Annotated in this window: 22 protein-coding genes and 2 pseudogenes; 8 read left to right on the forward strand and 16 right to left on the reverse strand. The window is 66.1% G+C overall.

Going from position 1 to position 21,959, the window contains the following annotated elements; translation table 11 throughout:
* The first annotated feature begins 240 nt into the window (after positions 1 to 240).
* Genes ACAM55_RS11305 through ACAM55_RS11315 form a run of 3 tightly spaced genes read left to right on the forward strand, consistent with a single transcriptional unit; the run spans position 241 to position 2,142 of the window.
* Positions 241 to 1,425, forward strand: a complete 1,185-nt coding sequence (locus ACAM55_RS11305; RefSeq protein WP_369656087.1) for a fatty acid desaturase — start codon at positions 241 to 243, stop codon at positions 1,423 to 1,425.
* A gap of 26 nt (positions 1,426 to 1,451) precedes the next feature.
* On the forward strand, positions 1,452 to 1,868 hold the full coding sequence (locus ACAM55_RS11310) for an RT0821/Lpp0805 family surface protein (RefSeq protein ID WP_369656088.1): 417 nt from the start codon (positions 1,452 to 1,454) through the stop codon (positions 1,866 to 1,868).
* Between the two features lie 58 nt (positions 1,869 to 1,926).
* Positions 1,927 to 2,142, forward strand: coding sequence for a hypothetical protein (locus ACAM55_RS11315; protein ID WP_369656089.1), 216 nt, complete (start codon positions 1,927 to 1,929; stop codon positions 2,140 to 2,142).
* A gap of 19 nt (positions 2,143 to 2,161) precedes the next feature.
* Here the strand turns inward: ACAM55_RS11315 and ACAM55_RS11320 are convergent, their stop codons facing one another.
* A complete protein-coding gene (locus tag ACAM55_RS11320) occupies positions 2,162 to 2,671 on the reverse strand; it encodes a universal stress protein (protein ID WP_369656090.1) in 510 nt (169 codons plus the stop codon).
* Between the two features lie 193 nt (positions 2,672 to 2,864).
* Between ACAM55_RS11320 and ACAM55_RS11325 the strand changes: the two genes are divergently transcribed.
* Positions 2,865 to 3,449: a hemerythrin domain-containing protein gene (locus tag ACAM55_RS11325; RefSeq protein WP_369656091.1), complete on the forward strand. Its 585-nt coding sequence runs from the start codon at positions 2,865 to 2,867 to the stop codon at positions 3,447 to 3,449.
* Here ACAM55_RS11325 and ACAM55_RS11330 read toward each other — a convergent pair.
* Positions 3,446 to 4,327: a L,D-transpeptidase gene (locus tag ACAM55_RS11330; RefSeq protein ID WP_369656379.1), complete on the reverse strand. Its 882-nt coding sequence runs from the start codon at positions 4,325 to 4,327 to the stop codon at positions 3,446 to 3,448. The two genes, ACAM55_RS11325 and ACAM55_RS11330, sit on opposite strands and share 4 nt — an antisense overlap.
* A gap of 190 nt (positions 4,328 to 4,517) precedes the next feature.
* Between ACAM55_RS11330 and ACAM55_RS11335 the strand changes: the two genes are divergently transcribed.
* Positions 4,518 to 4,940 carry a universal stress protein gene (locus ACAM55_RS11335; protein WP_369656092.1) on the forward strand — a complete coding sequence of 141 codons (423 nt, stop codon included), beginning with the start codon at positions 4,518 to 4,520 and terminating at the stop codon, positions 4,938 to 4,940.
* Positions 4,941 to 4,973: 33 nt separating this feature from the next.
* Here ACAM55_RS11335 and ACAM55_RS11340 read toward each other — a convergent pair whose 3' ends face one another.
* From ACAM55_RS11340 to ACAM55_RS11380, 9 genes are all read right to left on the reverse strand, one after another.
* Positions 4,974 to 6,344: a DUF5666 domain-containing protein gene (locus ACAM55_RS11340; RefSeq protein WP_369656093.1), complete on the reverse strand. Its 1,371-nt coding sequence runs from the start codon at positions 6,342 to 6,344 to the stop codon at positions 4,974 to 4,976.
* Positions 6,341 to 7,192, reverse strand: a complete 852-nt coding sequence (locus tag ACAM55_RS11345; RefSeq protein ID WP_369656380.1) for a DUF6502 family protein — start codon at positions 7,190 to 7,192, stop codon at positions 6,341 to 6,343. Before ACAM55_RS11345 ends, ACAM55_RS11340 begins: the two co-directional genes overlap by 4 nt.
* Positions 7,193 to 7,323: 131 nt before the next feature.
* Positions 7,324 to 7,827 carry a GspH/FimT family pseudopilin gene (locus tag ACAM55_RS11350; protein WP_369656094.1) on the reverse strand — a complete coding sequence of 168 codons (504 nt, stop codon included), beginning with the start codon at positions 7,825 to 7,827 and terminating at the stop codon, positions 7,324 to 7,326.
* A gap of 17 nt (positions 7,828 to 7,844) precedes the next feature.
* Positions 7,845 to 9,950: a pilus assembly protein gene (locus tag ACAM55_RS11355; protein ID WP_369656095.1), complete on the reverse strand. Its 2,106-nt coding sequence runs from the start codon at positions 9,948 to 9,950 to the stop codon at positions 7,845 to 7,847.
* Positions 9,951 to 9,958: 8 nt separating this feature from the next.
* Positions 9,959 to 10,963 carry a hypothetical protein gene (locus ACAM55_RS11360; RefSeq protein WP_369656096.1) on the reverse strand — a complete coding sequence of 335 codons (1,005 nt, stop codon included), beginning with the start codon at positions 10,961 to 10,963 and terminating at the stop codon, positions 9,959 to 9,961.
* A gap of 46 nt (positions 10,964 to 11,009) precedes the next feature.
* Positions 11,010 to 11,564, reverse strand: a complete 555-nt coding sequence (locus tag ACAM55_RS11365; RefSeq protein WP_369656381.1) for a PilX N-terminal domain-containing pilus assembly protein — start codon at positions 11,562 to 11,564, stop codon at positions 11,010 to 11,012.
* A gap of 5 nt (positions 11,565 to 11,569) precedes the next feature.
* Positions 11,570 to 12,742 (reverse strand): PilW family protein, encoded by a 1,173-nt coding sequence (locus tag ACAM55_RS11370; RefSeq protein WP_369656097.1) that lies wholly within the window; start codon positions 12,740 to 12,742, stop codon positions 11,570 to 11,572.
* Complete coding sequence (gene pilV, locus ACAM55_RS11375; protein WP_369656098.1) at positions 12,739 to 13,332, reverse strand: type IV pilus modification protein PilV; 594 nt, start codon at positions 13,330 to 13,332, stop codon at positions 12,739 to 12,741. Before pilV ends, ACAM55_RS11370 begins: the two co-directional genes overlap by 4 nt.
* A complete protein-coding gene (locus ACAM55_RS11380) occupies positions 13,326 to 13,727 on the reverse strand; it encodes a type IV pilin protein (protein WP_369656099.1) in 402 nt (133 codons plus the stop codon). Before ACAM55_RS11380 ends, pilV begins: the two co-directional genes overlap by 7 nt.
* Positions 13,728 to 14,088: 361 nt before the next feature.
* On the opposite strand from ACAM55_RS11380, the gene ACAM55_RS11385 reads away from it, so the two are divergent.
* The 3 genes from ACAM55_RS11385 to ACAM55_RS11395 all read left to right on the forward strand — a co-directional run bounded on the left by ACAM55_RS11385 (position 14,089) and on the right by ACAM55_RS11395 (position 15,467).
* Positions 14,089 to 14,328, forward strand: a complete 240-nt coding sequence (locus tag ACAM55_RS11385; protein WP_369656100.1) for a hypothetical protein — start codon at positions 14,089 to 14,091, stop codon at positions 14,326 to 14,328.
* 165 nt (positions 14,329 to 14,493) lie between these two features.
* Entirely contained in the window at positions 14,494 to 14,790 is a 297-nt protein-coding gene (locus ACAM55_RS11390) for a proteophosphoglycan ppg4 (protein WP_369656101.1), read from the forward strand.
* Between the two features lie 32 nt (positions 14,791 to 14,822).
* Entirely contained in the window at positions 14,823 to 15,467 is a 645-nt protein-coding gene (locus tag ACAM55_RS11395) for a L,D-transpeptidase (RefSeq protein WP_369656102.1), read from the forward strand.
* 12 nt (positions 15,468 to 15,479) lie between these two features.
* Here ACAM55_RS11395 and ACAM55_RS11400 read toward each other — a convergent pair.
* The 5 genes and pseudogenes from ACAM55_RS11400 to nirB form a co-directional block, all read right to left on the reverse strand.
* A pseudogene (locus tag ACAM55_RS11400) lies at positions 15,480 to 17,212 on the reverse strand (protein kinase).
* 29 nt (positions 17,213 to 17,241) lie between these two features.
* A complete protein-coding gene (locus ACAM55_RS11405; protein ID WP_369656103.1) occupies positions 17,242 to 18,054 on the reverse strand; it encodes a formate/nitrite transporter family protein in 813 nt (270 codons plus the stop codon).
* A gap of 65 nt (positions 18,055 to 18,119) precedes the next feature.
* Positions 18,120 to 18,935 carry a uroporphyrinogen-III C-methyltransferase gene (gene cobA / locus ACAM55_RS11410; RefSeq protein WP_369656382.1) on the reverse strand — a complete coding sequence of 272 codons (816 nt, stop codon included), beginning with the start codon at positions 18,933 to 18,935 and terminating at the stop codon, positions 18,120 to 18,122.
* A 55-nt stretch (positions 18,936 to 18,990) separates the two neighbouring features.
* Positions 18,991 to 19,398 (reverse strand): nitrite reductase small subunit NirD, encoded by a 408-nt coding sequence (nirD, locus tag ACAM55_RS11415; RefSeq protein ID WP_369656104.1) that lies wholly within the window; start codon positions 19,396 to 19,398, stop codon positions 18,991 to 18,993.
* A gap of 17 nt (positions 19,399 to 19,415) precedes the next feature.
* Positions 19,416 to 21,883: pseudogene (gene nirB / locus ACAM55_RS11420) on the reverse strand (nitrite reductase large subunit NirB).
* Positions 21,884 to 21,959 lie beyond the last annotated feature (76 nt).

Genomic DNA, 21,959 nt, shown 5'->3' on the forward strand with positions numbered 1-21,959 from the left:
TTTGAGCCGGCCACCGTGGTTGTCAACGCATCCTGCATGAAACCCCACGGCCTGTGCACACTGACGGCGATCGCGATGCCTGCAGACCGTCCGGTGGTGCCTTGATGGATGTTGCGGCGGGCCTGCAGCAGCGGCCTTGCGCCAGATCAATCCATGCATGCGCGCAGCCCAACCTTGACCTGCATCAAAGTCCCCGCGCCGGCCGCTTTGCAGAATGCCGCGACTGTTCAAGAGGCATTCATGCAAACTTTGTTCTTCTCGGGTTTTTTCGATCTTCCATGGTGGGGTGCGCTGCTCGTGGCGCTGGCGCTGACGCACGTCACCATTGCCTCGGTCACCATCTTCCTGCACCGCCACCAGGCGCATCGTGCGCTCGATCTGCATCCGGTGGCCAGCCATTTCTTCCGCTTCTGGCTCTGGTTGACGACCGGCATGGTGACCAAGGAGTGGGCCGCGGTGCATCGCAAGCACCACGCAAAGTGCGACACCCCGGAAGACCCGCACAGCCCGCAGGTGCTGGGCATCAACCGGGTGCTGTGGGGCGGCGTCTTCCTCTACGTGCGCGAGACGAACAAGGCCGACACCATTGCGCGCTACGGCCACGGCACGCCAGACGACTGGATCGAACGAAAGCTCTACTCGAAGCACAAGATCCTAGGCATCGTGCTGACGGGCCTGCTCGACGTGGCGCTCTTCGGCGTGGTGCCGGGTGGGCTCATTCTTCTTGCACAGATCGCGTGGATTCCGTTCTGGGCCGCCGGCGTGGTCAACGGCATCGGCCACTACTGGGGCTATCGCAACTGGCCCGCGCCGGACGCCAGCACGAACATCTCGCCCATCGGCATCCTGATCGGCGGGGAAGAGCTGCACAACAACCACCATGCCTTTCCCACATCGGCCAGGTTGTCGAGCAAGTGGTACGAATTCGACATCGGCTGGCTCTACATCCGTGTGCTGCAGGCCCTCGGCCTTGCCACGGTGAAGCACGTGGCGCCGACACCGCGGATTGCGGCGCCCAAGGCCGCCGTCGACCTGGAAACGGTGCAGGCGGTCATCCGCTGCCACTACGACGTGCTTTCGAGCTATGCACGCTCCCTCAAGCAGGCTTACGCGGAGGAGTTCGGCAGGCTGCGGCGCCTGTCGCCGGCCGAAGCCCGTTCGCTGCAGGACGTGAAGCGCTGGCTGGCCAAGGATGAGCGCATGCTCGACGAGTCGCGCCGCATGCGGCTTGCCATGGCTTTGCGCGGATCGCAGGTGCTCGATACGATGTATTCGATGCGCCGTGAACTGACCGCGCTGTGGAGCCGTTCCGCCGCCACGGGCGAGCAGCTCGTCAGGCAATTGCAGGACTGGTGCCAGCGTGCCGAAGCCAGCGGCATCGCGCCATTGGCCGAGTTCTCCAGGCGCCTGCGTTCGTACGCCTGATCGGGCCGGAGGCCCGAGGAGAAACAATGAAAGCTGCCGGATTCCTGTTGGGCGCCTGCATTGCGCTGGTGCTGGGCGGCTGCAGCAACGCGCCGCCGCGGGAATACGCCACGGTGATGATCGGCGGCGGCACTTCGCCGGCGGCAAGCCTGGTCGGCACGCTCGCCGGCCCCGCTGTGGGTAGCGTGGCGGCGCGCGCGATGGTCGAAAGCGATCGCCGCCGCGCCGCGCGTGCACTTGATTCAGCGCCGGACGGCCAGCCGTCGAACTGGCGCAATTCCGAAACGGGCGTCGGCTTCGTGCTGACGCCCACGCGCACCTTCGAACTGCGCGGCGTGAAATGCCGCGACTACACGGTCGACGCCGTGGTCGGCGGAAGGCCCGACAGGGTGGGTGGCAGCGCATGCCGCCAGGCCGACGGCAACTGGCACGTGATGGGCTGAGGGAGTGATGCAAGCGTCCCGCTTGCACGATTTACCTTCAGGAACAAAGGAGAGACACATGTACAGCCACATTCCCCTGGCATCGGCATGGACCGATGCCTACCTTCGCTCGCTGCTCGACTGGCAGGCGGCCTGCGGCACCAGCGTGCTGCAGGCACAGCAGATCCAGCTGGGAATGCTCGCCGCCTGGCAGGAGTCGGCCAAGGCCGTTCAGCAGGAGCTGTGGGACCAGTGGACCAGCCGCTTCGGCGGCGGTGTACCGCTGGACGCGTAGAGCGCCGGCGTCGGCCGGCTTACTCGCTGGCCAGGGTGCCGCTCGGCATGGTGAAGCGCTCGGCGTCCGCCTTGGCGTGCGCTTCGGGTGCGCGCACCAGCAGCACCGGAACGTTCGCGGTTCGCAAGATGTGCTCCGCGCTGCTGCCCATCACCATGCGGCCGAGGCCGCGGCGTCCGTGCGTTCCCAGGACGATCAGGTCCGCCGGCCACGAAGCCGCTTCGGCCGTGACCCGGTCGGGAACCGCGCCCCTGAAGTTGTCGCACAGCACAGAGTCGGCCTCGACGCCTTCGGCGGCCGCCTTTGCCTTGCCTTCTTCGAGCAGCGTGGCGCCCGCGCTGCGCAGCTCCTTGAGCCAATCGCCCGAATGGCCCGCATAGGCATCCATCGCCAGGGCGAACGAGAGCTCGTCGATGACGTGCATCAGTCGCAAGTGCCCTCCGGTCATCTTGGCGAGGCGAATCGCTTCGCCCAGGCCATGGCTGGATGTCGAGCTTCCATCGACAGGAACAAGAATTCGCTGGTACATCGTGGCCTCGCTTTGTTTCAGGTTGTGATGTGGCCAGTATCCGGACCGGCGCGGCACGCCGCTTGATGCCGATCAAGAGAAAGCGTTGTCGCAAGGGCGAAAGCATCGAAAAGGATGCACGGCGTTTGATCTGCAGCAACCCCGCGCGGGCCTGGAACTGAGACCCTTGGGGGACGCACAGGAGAGTCTTTCAATGACCCACGACACCATTCGCATCATTCGCCAGGAGCACGCGGCACTGGCCGCCATGCTGCGCTCCATCCTCATGCTGCTCGAGCAGCACCGCCGAAAAGGCACCCGGCCCGACTTCACGTCGCTGCGGGCCATGCTGTTCTACGTCGACGAATTTCCCGAGAAGCGCCATCACCGCAAGGAAAGCGAGCTGCTGTTCCCGAAGCTGCGCGCCAGGACGCCGATATCGCGCGAGCTGATGGATCGGCTCGACAACGACCATGCATGGGGCGAGCGAAAGATCCGGAATGTCGAGCACGCGCTGCTCGCTTTCGAAATGCTGGGGGACTCGCGGCGCGCGGCTTTCGAGAGTGCCGTCGAGCAATACGTGGATTTCTACCTGAACCACATGGCGCTGGAAGAGCGCGAGATCCTGCCGCTCGCCGAACGCGTGCTGACTGCCGATGACTGGCGCGAGCTCGACGAGGCCTTCGGCCGCAACCGCGATCCACTCACCGGATACCCACCGGAGCGCGAGTACGAGGCGCTCTTCAGCCGCATCGTGAACATCGTGCCGGCCCCAATCGGTCTGGGGACCGAGGCTTAGGCCGGCGGTGCCGGGCGGGCCTTGGGCGACGCGGCTTTCGGTCCGGGCCGCGGCGACCAGGCGGGCCGTTCGGATCGCCCGCTGTCGATGACGATCAGGTAGCGTCCGGCGCCTTCCACGGGCTTCTGGTCCGGCGGCAAGACCCACGGCACAGCGCCTTCGGCGCTGGCCTCGAGGTAGTCGGCGTCCAGAACGCCGAAGCGGTCCAGAAAGCGGTTCAGGCTGGCCGGAATACGGATGCACCCTTTGGACTGCACGCTTCCAAGCCGCTTTTCCAGCCGGTCGGGATCGGTGGCATGCATCTGCAGCCGCATCGTGCTCGTGCCGCCCCGGCCCCACAACCGCTGCGCCTGCTGCCATCCGAGATCGAAAACCCGCATTCCCTTGTCGCCGTAGCCGCGGATGCCGAACGCGTTGCGCGAGCCTTCCGCGCGGAAATCGGGATTCGCAACCGAGTGTTCGAACACGCCGAGCGGAGTCTCGAAGTAGTCGAACCCGCCGGGACGCCCGGTCGATACCGCCGAAGCGCCTATCAGGACGGGCGAAGCGCCGGCCGGCATCCAGTAGATGAAGATCGCCTGGACGGAGGCGCTGCGGTCCACCAGCACGACGTACTGGGATTGCCCGGCCCCGGTGCCTGCTTGCCTGAGCGCCTCGAGCGCGAGGCCGCCGTACCGCTGCGCTTCTTCCGGCGGCGGTTCCAGCCGCCGGTCCACCTGCCGTGCAAAGGCCTGGCGCAGGCTTGCAGGGTCGACGGAGCCGAAGGCAGCCAAGGGGGTGGAAACGCCCCCCGCGAGCGCGGCAAACACGAGCGCCCGGCCGATGCGGCACCAGGCGGGTTGCCCCCTGTCAGGGCGTGAATTCCTTTCTGCTCCCATTTTCGTCACCTCGCCGGCGCTGGCGACGCATGCCGGCCTGCCTTGTTGGTGCTTTGAACGGCGGCGCGAGTTCCTGCGTCCAGCCGCAGGGCAGGCCGCGCGCCCGGCGGCTGGGTTGATCTGGAGCAAGGCGGATCTCCCTTCCGGCGGCGAACATCCGGTATCGAATGCGACCAACCAAAGGAACATCATGAAAATTCTTCTTGCCGTCGACGGCAGCGAATACACCGCGCGCATGCTCGACTACCTGGCCGCGCACAAGGAATGGTCGCATGCGGGTCATGCCTTCACGGTCTTCAATGTCGTGCTTGCGGTACCGCATCGTGCAGCCGCATTCGCGGGGCCCGACCTCGCGCACCACTACTACGAAGAGGAGGCACGGTCGATCCTCGACCCGGTGCGCGCGGCGCTCGCCGCGCACGGCATCGAGGCGGCGTTCGCGCACAAGGTCGGCCATCCGGCGGAGGAGATTGCCACCTTTGCGGAGAACGGAAAGTTCGACCTCGTGGTGATGGGATCGCGCGGGCAGGGCGCGCTGACCAACCTCGTGCTCGGCTCAGTGGCCATGAAGGTGCTGGCCCGGTGCACGGTGCCCGTGCTGCTGGTGCGCTGATCCGGTCGCCGGCCTCGGCGGCCGGCGGTCCCGTCAAGGCTGCGTGAAGCTCACGCGCTGCGCGATCAGCACGCCATCGACCACCGTGTCTCCGACCACGGTGACGCGGCGGCCGTTGGCGAGGTCGGCGACGGTGCCGTTTTCGAAGACCGTCGCGCCGCCGCTGGCGTTCACCAGCTGGCCCTTCACCACGAAGCTCGAAGGCGACTGGTAGTTGCCGATCGCTCCGATCAGGGTGAACGCGACCGGCCCGCCCGTGCCTGGAATGTTGCGGATCCGCAGTTTCTTCACCACCAGCACGCCGTTGGACATGAAGCCGTCGAGTTCCACCTTGACGCCGTTGCCAATCGACGTCGAGGGGCCGCCCGTGACCTGCGCATTGGACGCATCGATCGCCGTCCCGAGCACCTTGAAGTCACCGATCCCGTTGTAATTGGTGATGACGCCCGCGAGCTGCAGGGCCGCAGCGTTTTGCTTCGGAATGGCGTACCAGCCCTGCACTTTGGCCGCGGTGAAGATGCCCGCAACCGGCGCCAGGCTGCCGCGCACGCGGACGATGGCGCCTTCGGCCAGCGTGGTTTGATCGATGCCGCCGGAGAACACCGCGCCGCTGTACTGGACCGTGAGCTGGCCGAGCGTGAAGCGCTGCCCGATCAGGTCCAGGTTCTGCACGATTCCGGTCACCAGCGGCTCGGCCGAGGCCGGCTTCAGTTCGACCCGCGTGGCGCGCAAGCTGCCCGGCGCAGAGGGCAGGCCCCAGACCTGCACCACGCTGCCGGCAATGACCTGGTCCAGGCTGTTCGCGCCGCTCCAGATCGTGGCGTTGTCGACGGTGACCGTGGTGCCCATCACGACGAAGCTGCCGCCCGACACGTCGATGGCCGACACGGCACCGCGCAATTCGGCGGCCGAAACAACCTGCTGCGCCGTCGCGGCAGTGAACTCGCTGTCGATCTTGCCGGCGATGCGCACGCTCATGCCGATCTGCAGTTCGGGCGTGTCCTCGAGGCTGGTGGTTGCCGTGTCCGTGTCGTAACGCACGCCGTTCAGGATGATGCTGCCCAACCCGCCGACCGCCCCGACGCCGGTTGCGTCGGCGGTGCTCACGCCGGTGCCGCCCGATCCCACGCCCGACCCGTCGTCGCTGCCATTGCCCGCGGTGCTCGTGCCGTCGGTGCTGCCCGACCCATCGGTGCCGCCCGCGGTGCCCGTACCGTCGGTGCCGGTAGTGCTACCGGAACTGCCCGTGCCGGCCGAGCTGCCGCTTCCGTTGCTGGACGAACTGCTGCTGAGGGTGCCCAGGCTCCCTGCGGAACCTCCGCCTCCGCCTCCGCCGCAGGAGAGCAGCAAGGCTATCGCTCCGGCAAAGAGGACGCTGCGCATCCATCGGTAGTGGGTTTTCATCGCGTACTTTCTCTTTCTTCTTCCCGCGTGGGGGTCGCCGCCGGCGCATTCGGCGCCGCCTCGTCTTCATAGTAGGTGTAGATCCCGACGCGGATGCGCCCCCTGGCGCCGCTCGGCGCCCGGTCGACCGCGCGTGTCATTTCGCCCACCAGCTCAAGGTGCATGGCAGACCAGCGTTCGCGCACCATTTGATGGATATTCTCGCAATCCTGCACGCTGAGGCCGCGCGCGAACACCGCGCGCTCGAGCATCCGCGGCTCCTCGCCCAGCGTGTTGGACACCGCGGCCAGCAGGTGGTCGCGGCCATTGTCCCCGAGAAAGGCCAGCATCGACTGCAGGTCGCCCTCGGGCACGAAGCCATCGACCTTGAGTTCGGCGCAGCCGTCCTCTTCGGCCACCATGTTCAGGCGCACCAGTTCGTCCAGGATTGTGCGGTGGTGCACATTACCGCGGCTGCCAAGCTTGGCCACGGTTTCGAAGGAGGGCGCACCGGCCCCAGCGGCGCTGATCGGCAGGCGCTGCAAGGCCTGGTTTTCCGACACGAGCTGCAGCCACAGCGTAAAGGTCTTGGCCGCGGCCGACAGCTCGGTGTGGGGCAGGGCATCCACGGTGTCGCGCACCTTGGCGGTCACGGCCTTGCGATTCAGCCCGGTGGTGATGGACAGCTGGCTGATGTTGGGCTTGGCCACCCCCTGCTTGCGCCAGGAAAGCGTGGCTTCCTCCAGCAGCAGGTCACGCAGCAAGACTTCCAGGTGCGGATGTTTCACCCCCATGGCAAGGGCGAGCCTCACCACCGGCCGCAGGATGCGGGCGCAGGCGGCAAGTGCCCAATCCAACTGGTGTTCCATGTGGTGAAAGCGGTGTTTTTGTGCAGTGCATGGTGCGGCGGCTCCGGCCGGCAAGGCCTTGAAGCCGTGCACCTTGGTGCACTATTGTCCTCGTGTGGCCGAGGATGTCACAAAAAACCGCACTTACGTATTCAGACGCCGCAGATGCCGGTGCTGGTCCGGGTGATCGAACTGCGGCCGGTTGCGCTGACCTTGACCACCCGCTCCTGGGACCCCACGGGGCTCGCGCGGCAGATCGTGAAGTTGGCCGCCGTGGCGCCGACGCCGGTGGCCTCGAAGGCGAGGGCGCTCAGGCCGCCGCCGTCGCGGATCTGATAGCCGCTGGCGGTGGCGGGCTGCTTCTGGATCACCACCCCGTCGGTGCTGATGACGATCCAGCCTGTTTCCCATTGGCCCGTGGTGGCGCAGCTGGTGCCGTTGGACGAGACGCACAGCCTCACCTGCGCGTTGCGCTTGATGGCCTCGCTGCGCGCCACCTGGCTGCCGGCGACGAGGTCCGTCGAATAGGAGTTCAACCGGCTCGAAAGCCTGATGTTGTCGAAGGAGGGGACGGCCACCGACATGAGGATCACCAGCACCACGATGGTGACCATCAGCTCGACGAGCGTGAAACCTCGGGTGCGCGTGCCTGCCATGCTCTGCACCTTGTCCCTTATTTCTGGATAAACCAGTAGACGCGGCCCTTGGGCTGCTTGAAGGCGGCCTTGACCGCGGCGCCCTTCGGGCTCAGGAACGAGTCGGGGTTGGCGCCGATCACCACGTCGCGGAAGGTGTCGCCCACCATGACCCGGCCAACCACCGGCGAAGGTGCGAGTCCGCCGCCCACCACGTTCTGGAAGCGTGCGCCGTTCTGCGCCGCCGCGTTGAGATACGCCACGTTGTAGACGTTAGCGGTTCCCAGGTTGGCGCGGCACGACTGGCTCACGGTCGGGCTGGTGGGCGTGTGGGTATTGAAGGTCGTGTTGCCATAGGCCGTGACGGACGAAGTCACCACCTGCTCGCCGGCCGCAAGCACGAGGTACCAACCCTTCTTGGCCGCGAGGTCGGTCGCCGAAGGCGTCGCGGTGCCCGTGATGCCCAGCAGCGAGCTGTGGCACAGCAGCGAACTGCCGTCGCAGCGACTTGACTCGGAGGTGAGCCAGGTGGCGTCGGCGGGCTTGTCCACCATCATGTAGAAGCGGTTGGAAACACTGAGCGCGGCCGAGTAGGAGCGCAGCGGCTTTTCGCGGTCGCCCGAACCCAGCAGCAGCACGTACAGGCCGTTGTCCTCGACCACGTCGGGGCCGAACATGAACTTACGGTTGGGCGTGCAGGTGGTCACGGTGTCGCAGCCGAGCGAGGCGAGCTTGGTCATGACCCAGCTGCCCGGCGCGTCTGTACCGATGCTGATGCGATAGACGTTGCCGCCCAAGTCTGCCGCATAGGCGATCTTGGCGAGGCCCGCGCTGTCGTTCACGATGGTGACTTCGCCGGCCACCGCGCGGTCGGTGCTGAAGGTCTTCAAGACGTCGCCCGAGCTGGCGTCGAGCACATAGATTCTGTTGCCCTTGGCGGCCGTGCCGCAGGCGCTGGCGGCCACGGTGGTGTCGACGTCTTCGCACTTGTCGTAGCCGCCGCCGAACATCACGATGGGCGTGATGCCGGCGCCGTAGCCGCTGGCCTTCACGACCTTGGGGGCCGACCAGGTCTGGCCGATGCCGCTCATGTCGTTCGTGCCGGTGTCGCAGCCGGTGTCGTTGTCCTGGTTCGGGCAGCCCCTGCGCCATTTGAGGATGGGCGATGCCGGGTTGGACACGTCGAAGGCATAGATCATGCGGCCGCCGCGGCGCATGCTCGCATAGAGCCACGCCGACGTGCCCTGGCGATAGGCCGCCATCGGGCCATCCATGCCGTAAGGCTTGGGCGCGGTGGTGCCTACGCTGGCTGGTATGCCGGGAAAATTGATGCGCGTCGTGTTGTCGTATAGCCGCTTGATACTGCCGTAGAACTCCGGCGGCACGAAGGACCACAGCTCGCTGCCGGGCGCCGCCGATCCGATGGCGGTGCCCTGGTTGCCGTTGACGGCACGCAGCACGCCGTCATTGGCCCCGTAGAACACCACCACCTGTGGCACGGCGTCGGTGCCGTAATTGATGGCCACCGGCCGCGAATGCACCACGTCGCCGTGCACCGAGGGGCGCATGGCGGTGGTGGAGGTCGTGTAATTTCCGGTGGTGGTGTCTTTCGTCTCGTCGCCCTTGTTGTTCAACCCCCGGAGCCAGTTGATGAGCGAGGTGCGTTCGGTGGTGGTCTGTGCGCCCAGCGCGGTCGAAGTGATGCTCGCATTTCCGTCGGTGAAGCTGGTGAGCGTCGTGCAGGCGCCCGGCGTGCAGGTCTTGACGTTGCGGTCTGCCGTGGCCACTTGCCGCAGCATGTAGGCCTGCGCACCTTTTTCGACCACGTTGCCGTCGGGGCTGTCCGAAGCGGCAAGCTTGATGGTCGGGTCGCTGCTGATGCAGTCCCCGGACGGATTGAAGCTCCAGTAGGTGTTGGCGGCGGTTGGCGTCCAGAAACTTCGCGCACAAGGCGCGATGAAGCCGGTCTGGTTGTTGATGGCGTTGGCACCGGCCGCGTCCTGCAGGATCAACTGATTGCTGCTGTCCAGGCCCAGCTTGTATTGTTTGAGATTGCCGTTCCAGCGCGGATAGGCGGAATCGTCGGGGCGGAACATGCCCACGAACACCTGGTTCAGGTAGGTGCCCTGGGTGTTCACGCTCACGGGCAAGCTCACCGACGAGAACACACTGTTGACGGACTGGATCTTGCTGAAGATGTCGGCGAACGCGTCGAGAGAGCCGCGCCCAGGTTCTGTGCAGCAGAAACGTTGTAATACTCTCCTTTGCTTTGGGTCGCCATGCTGTTGAGCAGTGCGGTCCAACCTGGCCCCTGGCCTCCCGAGGCGATGGCCGCCTCGACCGTGTAGACCTTCACGCCCATGCTGGTCTGCAGGAACCGGGCCCATTCGTCGGCCATGTTGTCCTGGGAACCGCTCACGCCCAGCGTGATGGTGGTCGTGTCGCCGCCAGCGGTCCGCAGCGCATTGAGAGATGTCGCGGTATCGCTGCTGTTGTCCTGCGCGGCGCCGTTGCTGATGTAGATGATGTAGGTGCCGATGCAGTTGGCGGTGTTCGGAGCGTTGTAGGTGGTGCCGCCGAATGCACTCAGCGGATTGCCAGGAAGCGCCCAGATCGCCCTGGATGCGACGGAACCAGCGGATTCGTTCCTGCCCTGACCATAGGTGGAGACATTGCCCAAGTAGTCGGCCTTGAGCTTGTTGTTGCCAGCCAGGGGCGCCTGGCCTGCCAGATAGCGGTAGACCTCGGCCATCATCTTGCCGGCCTTGCCGCCGTTGGACTTGTCGGCACTCACGTCCAGAGTGCGAATCATCGTGCCGTACTTGACCTTGGTGGCGGCGTCCATCAGCCGCACGCCGGCGCGCAGGTAGGCACCGTCAACATTCGAATTGCCGCCGCCCGTTTCGGTGAACAGCATTACGCCAACGTTGAATTTGCCGGCCTCGAGGCTTTCGAAGGCGGTCGCCAGCGCATTCATCTCGGCCGCGAAGAGCGGCGTCCAGTTGGCCGTGTTGTCCACCACAAAGAGCACGTTCGGCGCACCTGTGGTGGTCTGGTTGTAGCCGACGAAGAGATCGATGTCTTCCGCCTGCGCCGAGCCCAGGCCGAGCATCAGCATCGCGGTGGCGCAAAGCGACCGGAAGAAGTTCTTTTTCATGATTGCGATCCGTTCTTCGTCGTGATCATTCGGAGGATGGGCATGGCTAGGACGAGCACAGCGCGTCGAATTGCGCCTTGCTCAACAGCGCCCGTACGCCCTGGCGCACTGCGGTGGAAGTGCCGGTGCGGTCGTCGGTCACGGTGGTGCTGATGTCCCAGACCGAGTTGTATTGGTCGGGCAAGGCGGCGAGCCCGGAGCCCGCAGTGGATGCGTTACCACCGATGCCGCCGATGCCGGTCGTGCTGCCGCCGGTATCCGTTGTCTTGGTTGCGCGCACGCAAGTGGGCGCGGCGATCTGCACCGTGTAGTCGTTGGTTCCGTCGTTGTTGATGTCGACCAGGCTCACGGTGCCTTGCGGCGCCGCGAGGGAAGGCGAACCGTCCACACCGGGCAGCAACAGCGAGGTCGCGACTACCTCGATGGCGCGGTTGGCCGCCGCCACGGCTTCGTTGCGGTTTTGCATGTTGCCTACCGACTTGAGGTTGGTGTTGCTGAGCGTGAACCCCGCAGTGACGACCAGGGTGATCAGCACCAGCATGATCAGCCCGACGATCAGCGCCGCGCCGCCTTGGTTGCGTTGGTGGAATGTCGACGGCATCTTCTTCACGGCGTTTCCCTGCGGCCTGTCACGTTGGTCAGGCGGACCGCGGTGGTGAACGCGTGCCGCTTGTAGTGGTCGTTGAAGGGGCCGAGCGTTGCGCTCCCCAGGTTGTAGGTGCGTGCATCGGTATGGCCGGGAGAGGTTTCCAGGCTGCGCGCAACCACGTAGAGCTTGAGCGACGCCACGTTGATCAGCTGGTCCGAGGTGCAGGGCGACGCCGTGCTGCAGTGGACGAAGTCGCCGTCGGGGCTTCCGTCGCCGCGGTTGGTGGGCGTGGACCGGTTGGCCGAGTCGGCCCAGGCGATGGCCTGGGTGTAGTTCACGGCCGCGCCGGTCTTGCTCAGCGTGTCCAGGCCCAGTTCCACGCGAAAGCCTTCGATGCCTTCGATGAGCGGAACCGGCGGCTGCTGCGCGAGGCCGGTGGCCGACAGGTCGAAGCGCGAGCGCATGAGGGTCGGAATGCCGTCGGTCGCCGTTTCGGCGTAGGTGCGCACGTAGTAGATGTCGGAAATGAACTTGCGCTTGGGTGCCGGCGCCGCGCAGTTCTTGGCCAGTATGGTGGTGAAGCCGGCTGTGGTGAGATCGAAGTCCGACGGCTTCTGCGTGCCGCAGAACGACGACTGGAAGTACAGCTTGCCGAGCGTGTCGGCTTCGCAGTTGGGCATGCCTGCCACGCAGGTTTCGGCATGGCGCACCACCAGCACGTCGGTGCCGGCCTTCTTGTTGGTCAGCAGGGCGGCGCAACTGGCGGGCACGGCGTCGTAGGCCTGCACTGGAATGTCGAGCAGGCTGCGTTTGTAGTCGTCGGTCCAGTTGGCCGCCGTGTAGGGCAGGCACGGATCGGGCGCCGCACCGGTGGGCACCTTCGTGGGCACCGTGCTGACCGTGAGATCGTCGAACTCGGGCATGTAGTTTTCCCAGAAGCCCGCGTGCGCAACTTCGTTCTCCAGGACGAAGACGCTGAGCCGGCCGCCCTCGATCTGGCGGTTGACCTTCACCATCTCCCGCTGGGTGCTGTTCACGTTGAGGAACAGGGCGATCAGCGCCGCCAGGACGATCAGCATGATGGTGACCGACACCATCAGTTCGACGAGGGTCAGGCCGCGCTGGAGCCGGGGTGCCTGGGGAGGGCAGGCAGGCCGCCCCCCGGCGCTCGCTTGGCGGACCGGCCTCATGAAAGCGCCCCGATGCGGACCAGAGTGGTCACGGTCCTGCGGCACTTGTCGCTCGAGCAGGCCGGCGCCGGAGCGGTCGGGCTCGCGGCGGTGGCGTCGTACATGTCCTTGCCGCAGGACACGCCCTCGGGGGGAGCGGCGGTAGGCACCAGGCCTTGCCAGGCGACGGTGATCAGGTATTCGTTGTTGCCCATGTCCTCCACGCAGCCGCGCCCACCGATCATGGCGCCGAGGTTGTTGCCGCCCGAAGTTTCGGCCGCACCCTGCAGGGCGTTGCACCATTCCTTGACGTCCACCTGCAAGCGCGTACCGGTGGCGGTCGGGCAGTTGACCCCGGTGCCCAGCGCAGTGGTGGTGACGTAGCTGGAGGCCATGCGGCGGTTGATTGCAATGCGGCTGGCCATGTCGTTGAGGAGGATCAGCGCTTGCGAGCGCTGGTAGGACTCCATTTCGGACGACTGGAGACGCGCCTGCAGACCCACGAGCCCGAACAGCCCGAAGGCGACGATCAGCAGCGTGACCAGCACTTCGATCAGCGTGGCGCCGCGCTGGGCGCGGGCATGGGCGATGGACGTGCTCGGCTTCACCATTTTTGCGCGGGCGTTTTCGCGCCTGTGTGGTCGAGCGTCAGGTCGCCGTCGCCGGCTTGGGCTCCCGTCGGGGTGAATGTCACAACGAAGCCCGGAGGGGTCGTTGAGAGGGTGATCGTGTAGCCATAGTTGGCGGCGACATCCGGCGGCAGCGTGTAGCCGCTTGCGATGAGGGTTGTCTTGTCCGCGTAGCTGCGGTTTGCGATCAGGAACTGCTGTTCCCGATTGGCAATCTCCATCATTTGCGACTGGGCCGCAGAACGCTTGGACCGGATGATGTATTGCGTGTAGCTGGGGTACGCGATGGACGCCAGGATCGCGATGATCGCGACCGTGATCATCAATTCAATCAGCGTGAAGCCCTTTTGCTTTTGCAAGAACAAGTGCTTTTTCATCCGAATGCGTCCATCAATGAATGTTTCATATTGTTATAAATGTGAATTTATCACATTCAATGTCAATAAGTGCATTTCACGCCGAACAAATCGGAGCACTGCCGGCAGGGTGTTGCACGTCGGCAAAAGTCAGGCTCCCGACAGGATCCAACAACGCCGAAAGGGCGTCGGGGCGAGGATGGCTCCGACTGACGGACGCTGGCCTCGTCCTACGCCGGTCTTCGGGAGCCCTCCCAGAATGGCTTCATTCTTTACCTTTTCCCGTCAACTGAACAGGAGCCGCACCGAGTGAGCGAGTCGCCCCGAAATCACCAACCAGCAGCCGTCCGCGCCTGAAGGCCTGCACGGCCGAGGAGTCCCCATGACCACGGAAACATCGGACAAGGCATTTCCCTTTCCCACATCCAAGAACCACGGCAAGCCTGCCAGCGAGCCCGCGAAGCCGGTCGAGCAGGCACCCAGCGAAGAAGCGCTGGACAGCGGGGTCGAAGAGTCCTTTCCCGCGAGTGACCCGGTCTCCGTCACCGTGACGAAGGTCAAGCTGCCCAAGGCCCCGCAGGACAAGGCCGAGGAGGCGCGCAACACGGATGCCAAGAGGTAGGGAAAGGGTAGAGGCAGGCCCCTCGCTTCTCTTCTCCTACACCGTGCCGCGCCCCATGCTGACCCGCCGCGGCTGGCAACCACCTAGCTTTCCTGAAGTCGGCCACTCGGCTCGGCACGGCCTCTTTCTTCCGGCATTGCCGGCTTTTCTTCAGGAGACACGACCATGAACAGCACTTCCAGACTCATTGCCGCACTTGCACTCGGTGCCGCTGGCGCCGCGTTTGCCCAGGGCAATCCGCCGACCACGGCGCCGGCCAATCCGGCCACCGCGGCAGGTCAGCAAAACCCCTCGGGCGGCCCCATGGGCACCACGGGCGTGACTCCGGAAAGCGGCGGCGCCACCCGAACCACCCCGCCCACGGCGCAAGGCTCGACCGATACGAGCAGCAGTTCCGGCACCACCATGGCAGCCTCGAGCGACACGCGCGCCATGCGTCGTGCGCGCGCCGACCGCAACTGAGCGCGGCTGACGAACCCCGCTGCGGCGTATCCATGAATGCCGTGAGGCCTGGAACGGGCGCAGCGAGCAGGCCGCTGGCCGTGCTCGCTGTTGCCGTTCTCGCGTTCGCCCGCATCCCCTCGGCGGCCGCGGGGGAAGATGCGCAGTGGCTCGCCCGGGCGGCCGTTGCGGCGGCGGACAACGGGAGCGCGCCTTTTGCGGTCATCGACAAGCGCAATGCGCGCGTCTTCGTCTTCGACGCCACGGGCCGGATGCAAGCTTCATCGCCCGTGCTGCTGGGCCTCGCTCGCGGCGACGATTCGGTGCCGGGCATCGGCGAACGCCCGATGTCGGAAATACGGCGTGAAGAGCGCACGACGCCCGCAGGCCGTTTCGAGACGGAGCCGGGCCTCAACACCAAGGGCGAGGACATCGTCTGGATCGACTACGACGCGGCCGTTTCGATGCACCGCGTGCGCGCCACGCAAAGGTCGGAGCGCCGCCTGCAGCGGCTGGCTTCGCCGACCGTGGCCGACAATCGCATTTCGTACGGCTGCATCAACGTGCCTGCGGCCTTTTACGACGCGCATATCAAGCCCGTCCTGGGCACGCACCGCGGCGTGGTCTACGTGCTGCCCGAAACCATGCCGGCGCAGAAGCGCTTCGATTTCCTGAGCCGGCCAGAAAAGAGAGGCTGACGCGATGCGGGTTCAGCTCCGCAGGCTGATCACGCCGAGCAGCACCACCAGCGCAACGCCCAGGAGCAAGGTGGCGCATTTCCAGAAGACCACCGGGTTCTTCTCGACGAGCGGCGTACCGCGCCGGTTCAGAAAATCCGGGTGGGGCTGACGCAGGTCCTGCACGAATTCCGACAGCGCCTCGTGCCGCTTGAGCGGGTTGGGGTGCAGGGCCTTGCGCAGCACTTCGTCGATCCATGCGGGAATGGCGCGCTGGGCGTCGAGCGCGGACCGGTACTGCAGGTTGCGCTGATCCGCCCGCGTCCGGATGCGGGCGGCCTCGGCGCCGTAGGGCAGCCGCCCGGTCAGCATCTGGTAGACGATGACGGCCAGCGAGAACAGGTCGGACCGTGCCGAGCCGCCTTCGCCCAGAAAGTATTCGGGCGCCGTGTACTGCACCGTGCCCAGTATCTGGTCGGGCTCGGCCAGCGTGCCGTCGCCGAGGCCCGCCACCCAGGCCGATCCGAAGTCGATGATGCGCACGGTGCCGGTGCGGTCGATCATCACGTTCTCGGGCCGCAGGTCCTGGTGCAGCATCTCCATGCGATGGAACGCCTGCAAGCCCTTGGCAAGCTGCTCCACGATGCCGCGTACCGACTCCAGGCTGGGGCGCGGGTTGTCGACCATCCATTGCGCCAGCGTCTGCCCGTCGACGAACTCCATGGCCACGTAGAGGTAGTTGCGCTTGCGGTCCGGAACATGCGGCTTGAGCACGTGGGCGCTGGCTATGCGCCGCGCCACCCATTCTTCGAGCAGGAAGCGATCCAGGTGCGCCTCGTCGTTCTGCAGGTCGACGGATGGCGTCTTGAGCACCACATTCTGGCCCGTGTCGTCGTCCACCGCCAGGTAGATGTGGCTGCGGTTGCTGCGGTGCAGGTCGCGCACGATCGTGTAGCCGTCGAAGCGCATGCGTGCATCGAGCACGGGCGGCAGTTGGAGTGCCGCGCGCTGTGCCTGCAGCTCGTTCAAGTCGCCGTCGGGCAGCGCATCGATCCGGACGACCTGCACCGTCAGGTTGTCGGGGCTGCCGCGCCGATAGGCTTCTTCGGCGATGCTTCTTGCCGCGGCGTCGAGGTCGTGCGGGTAGGCCGCCAGCGCGGCACCGATGGCGGCGGCGTCCACGTGTTCATGGACGCCGTCCGAGGTCAGCAGGAAGACGTCGCCTTTTTCGACGGCCACGGCCTGGTAGTCGATCTCGATATGCGGACCGACGCCCAGCGCCCGGCTCAGATAGCTGTGCCCGTCAGCCACCAGCACCCGATGATCTTCGGTCAGCTGCTCGAGCGCCTGCGCGTGCCAGCGGTAGACGCGCGTGTCGCCCACATGAAAGACGTGCGCCGTGGCCGACTTGATGACCAGGGCGCTGAAGGTGCAGACGTAGCCGCGGTCCTTGTCGAAGCGGCCGCCGCTGTTCTGGGTCTGCGCGTGCAGCCACGCGTTGGTGGCGGTGAGCACGCGCTGCGCCGAGCGGCTGACGCTCCATGCGTCCGAGGTGCAGTAGTAGTCCGTCAGGAAGCTCCGACCGCCGCCTCGCTGGCCACGTGGCTGACGTCGCTGCTGCTGATGCCGTCGGCAATGGCAATGGCCACGCCCTTCGCGTGGCGGGTCGGCGCCTCCGGCAGGGCGGCGCCGTGGAAGTCCTGGTTGGCGTCCTTGCGTCCCTTGTCGGAGTGCTGTCCGATCGATATCGCGAGTCCGGGACGCATCGTGGCGCGACGATGGCGGTCGGCCGGGATCAGCGGGCGACGCGCTTGGGCGCCGTCCGCACGTGGGTCGCGTACAGCGTCAGGCCGGTGAACGACAGGCCCCCGATGAGGTTGCCCAGCACGGTCGGGATCTCGTTCCAGATGATGTAGTCCATGATCGAAAAATTGCCGCCCATCAGCAGTGCCGACGGAAACAGGAACATGTTGACCACCGAATGCTCGAACACCATGAAGAAGAACACCATGATGGGCATCCACATGGCCAGCACCTTGCCGGTGACGGAGGTGGAGATCATCGCACCCACCACGCCGGTGGACACCATCCAGTTGCACAGCATGCCGCGCACGAAGAGCGTCAGCATGCCTGCCGCGCCGTGGTTGGAGTAGCCGACCGTGCGCGCCTCGCCGATGGTGGCGATCACCTGGCCCACCTTGTCCGGCGGGGTCGTGAAGCCGAAGGTGAAGACGATCGCCATCAGCACGGCGACGACGAAAGCACCGAGAAAGTTGCCGACGAAGACGAGGCCCCAGTTGCGCAGCACGCCGCCCATGGTGACGCCGGGCCGCTTGTCGATGAGCGCGAGCGGCGTCAGCACGAACACGCCGGTCAAGAGGTCGAAGCCGAGCAGGTACAGCATGCAGAAGCCGACCGGAAACAGGATGGCCCCGATGATCGAATAGCCAGTCTGCACGTTGATCGTGACGGCAAATACGGCCGCCAGCGCAAGGATGGCGCCCGCCATGAAAGCGCGGATCAGCGTGTCCCGGGTCGACATGAAGATCTTCGATTCACCGGCGTCCACCATCTTGGTGACGAATTCGGAAGGCAGGAGATAGGCCATGGCGTTGCTTTGGTTTTGATTGGAGATGCTGAACGAGAAAAATCGGGCGAGGGGAGGCCGGCGCCTCAGGCGGCCTTTTCCAGCGCAACATGCGCGGGAGAGCTTGCGGCGGCCAGCCCCTGCAGCACATCGCCGACCACGATGATCGAGGGACTGCACAGGCCGTTGTCGGCAATGGTGTGCTGCAGCGTCGCCAGCGTGCCGACGGCGTGCCGCTGCGAGGGCAGGCTGGCGTTCTGCACCACCACGATGGGCGTCTCTGGCGGCAGTCCGCTCAGCAGTTCGTCCTGGATCGAGCCTGCGCTCGACACGCCCATGTAGATGACCAGCGTCAGCCGCGCCGAATGGGCCGTGGCGGCCAGCGTGCGCCAATCGGGCCCGGGCGATCCGGGTTTGGCATGCCCGGTGACAAACACCACGCCCTGCGCATGCGTGCGGTGCGTCAGCGGCACGCCGAGCGATGTCAGCCCGGCCAGCCCGGCCGTGATGCCGTTCACCACCTCGACGTGGATGCCGGCCTGCGCCAGGTGCTCGACCTCTTCGCCGCCGCGGCCGAAGATGAACGGGTCGCCGCCTTTCAGCCGGACCACGTGCTCGCCTTCCCGAACGGCCAAGATCATCAGCCGTTCGATGAAGCTCTGCGGCGTGCTCTTGCAGCCGCCGCGCTTGCCGACGTGAATCACGCGCGCGCCGGGCGTCGCCATGGCGACGATGTCGTCGCTGACCAGGTCGTCGACGAGCAGCACCGTGGCCGACTGGATGGCCCGGAGCGCTTTCAGCGTGAGCAGTTCAGGATCGCCGGGGCCGGCGCCGACGAGCGTGCAACGGCCCTGCATTGGCTGCATGCCCGTGCTGCGGTCGCCGGCCCTTCCGCTGTGCATCGCGGCGGACGGGGAAGTGAGAGTGAGGAGGCTCATGTGATGTTGCTCGGCGGTGTCAGGCGGCGGAGTCTTCGGCTTGCAGGCAGGCGCGGTTCGCGGGCCCCGCGACAGGACGCTCCAGCTCCACTGCGTGGGTCGCGAGCTCGCCCGCATCCAGGTGCACCACGCCCTCGGTCACCTTCACCGTGAACTTGGGGGTGCACCCCTCGTCGGGCGACTTGGCGCAGCCGTCGTCCAGGCCGATGGCCCAGTTGTGCAGCGGGCAGGCCACGCTGGTGCCGAACACGATGCCCTGGCTCAAGGGCCCGCCCTTGTGCGGGCAGCGGTCCAGCAGTGCGAACACCTGGTCCTCGGCATTGCGGAACACCGCCACGTCCACGCCCACCGGGCGCGCCACACGGCGAGCGCCGAGCACCGGGATGTCCTCCACGCGGCAGATGACTTTCCATTCGTTGTTGTTCATTGCTGTTGCTCCTTCGCTCACGCTGCCTGGGTCGCTTCGTCCACGACAGCCACGGGCGTGAACTGCCGCACATCCACCTGAGCCTGGCTGGAGGCGAACCACGGATCGGGCTCGCCGTCCAGGGCGAACTGCAGCCGCTCCCACAGCGCCTTGCGGCCTTCTGCGTCTTCGAGGATCTTCTTCTTCACATAGTCCAGCCCGACCCGCCCGATGTAGTGCACCGTGCGCTCCAGGTACCAGCCTTCCTCGCGGTACAGCTGCAGGAACGCGCCCGAGTACTCCATCACCTCGGCCGCCGTCTTCACCTTCACCAGGAACTGCGCCACCTCCGTCTTGATGCCGCCGTTGCCCCCCACGTACAGCTCCCAGCCCGAGTCCACCCCGATCACGCCCACGTCCTTGATCCCCGCCTCGGCGCAGTTGCGCGGGCAGCCCGAGACCGCCAGCTTGACCTTGTGCGGCGAATACATCGCCCACAGCGCCCGCTCCAGGTCCTTGCCCATCTGGGTGGAATCCTGCGTGCCGAAGCGGCACCACTCGCTGCCCACGCAGGTCTTCACCGTGCGCAGGCTCTTGGCGTAGGCAAAGCCCGAGGGCATGCCGATGTCCTTCCAGACCCCCTCCAGGTCCTCCTTCTTCACCCCCAGGAGGTCGATGCGCTGGCCGCCCGTGACCTTGACGGTGGGAATCTTGTACTTGTCGGCCGCATCCGCGATGCGGCGCAGCTCGTCCGGCGTGGTGTGGCCGCCCCACATCCGGGGAATGACCGAATAGGTGCCGTCCTTCTGGATGTTGGCGTGGCTGCGCTCGTTGACGAAGCGGCTCTGCGGATCGTCCCTGGCCTCCTTGGGCCAGGTCGAGATCAGGTAGTAGTTCACGGCCGGGCGGCAGGTCGCGCAGCCGTTGGGCGTGCGCCAGCCCAGGCCCCGGTAGACCGCGTCGTGGCTGAGCCAGTGTTCCTTGCGGATGGCATCGCGCACGTCCTGGTGGCTCGCGTCGGTGCAGCCGCACACGGCCTTCTTCTTGGGCGTGGCCGAGTAGTCGCCGCCGGCGGTGAACATCAGGATCTGCTCGACCAGGCCGGTGCACGAGCCGCAGCTGGCGCTGGCCTTGGTGTGCTTCTTGACCTCGTCCAGCGTGAACAGGCCCTTTTCCTTGATGGCCTTGCAGATGGTGCCCTTGGTCACGCCGTTGCAGCCGCACACCTCGGCCTCGTCGGGCATGCTGGCGGCCTTGCTGTGGCCCTCGTGGCCGGTGTCGCCGATGTTGGATTCGCCGAACATCAGCTTGTCGCGGATGTCGTGCACGCTGCGCCCGTCGCGCAGCAGCTTGAAGTACCAGCTGCCGTCCACCGTGTCGCCGTACAGGCAGGCGCCCACCAGCTTGTCGTCCTTGATCACCAGCTTCTTGTAGACCCCGCCGAAGGGGTCGCTCATGACGATCTCCTCGGTGCCTTCGCCGCCCATGAACTCGCCGGCGGAGAACAGGTCGATGCCGGTGACCTTGAGCTTGGTGGAGGTGAGCGACCCCAGGTAGCGCCCGATGCCGAACTGGGCCAGGTGGTTGGCCGCGACCTTGGCCTGCTCGAACAGGGGCGCCACCAGGCCGTAGGCGATGCCGCGGTGGGCGGCGCATTCGCCACCGAGTAGATGCGCGCATCGGTGACGGTCTGCATGGTGTCGGTGACGACGATGCCGCGGTTGCAGTGCAGGCGCATCTGCTCGGCCAGCGCGGTGTTGGGGCGGATGCCCACGGCCATGACGACCAGGTCGGCGGCCACTTCGGTGCCGTCCTTGAAGCGGATGGCCTTGACGCGGCCGGCCTTGCCGTCGTCGGCATCGCCCACCAGCTCCTGGGTCTGGGCGCCGATGCGGAACGTGAGGCCGCGCTCTTCCAGGGACTTTTGCAACAGCTTGCCGGCCACGTCGTCCAGCTGGCGCTCCATGAGCCAGGGCATGACGTGCACCACGGTGACGCTCATGCCGCGCAGCATCAGGCCATTGGCCGCCTCCAGGCCCAGGAGGCCGCCGCCGATGACGACCGCGTGCTTGTGGGTCTTGGCGGTCTCGATCATGTAGTCGGTGTCGGCGATGTCGCGGTAGGCGATGACGCCTTGGAGGTCCTTGCCGGGCACCGGGAGCATGAAGGGGTTGGAGCCGGTGCACATCAAGAGGCGGTCGTAGGCGGCCTCGGTGCCATCCTCGGCACGCACGATGCGCTTGACGCGGTCGACCTCGACCACCTTCTTGCCCGCGTGCAGGGTGATGTGGTTGTCGGCGTACCACTCCCAGCTGTTGAGCACGATCTCCTCCACGGTCTGCTCGCCGGCGAGCACGGGCGACAGCAGGATGCGGTTGTAGTTGGGGTGCGGCTCGGCACCGAAGACGGTGATGTCGTACAGCTCCGGGGCGAGCTTCAGGAGCTCCTCCAGGGTGCGCACGCCGGCCATGCCGTTGCCGACCATCACGAGTTTGAGTTTCTTCATGGGGTGGGGCCTTTCGAGGAATCAGCTGATTCGAAACAACAATGCAAATGCCGACACGCAGCCCTTGCGGGGCTGC

Source organism: Variovorax sp. V213 (genome assembly GCF_041154455.1).
Taxonomy (GTDB): Bacteria; Pseudomonadota; Gammaproteobacteria; order Burkholderiales; family Burkholderiaceae_C; genus Variovorax.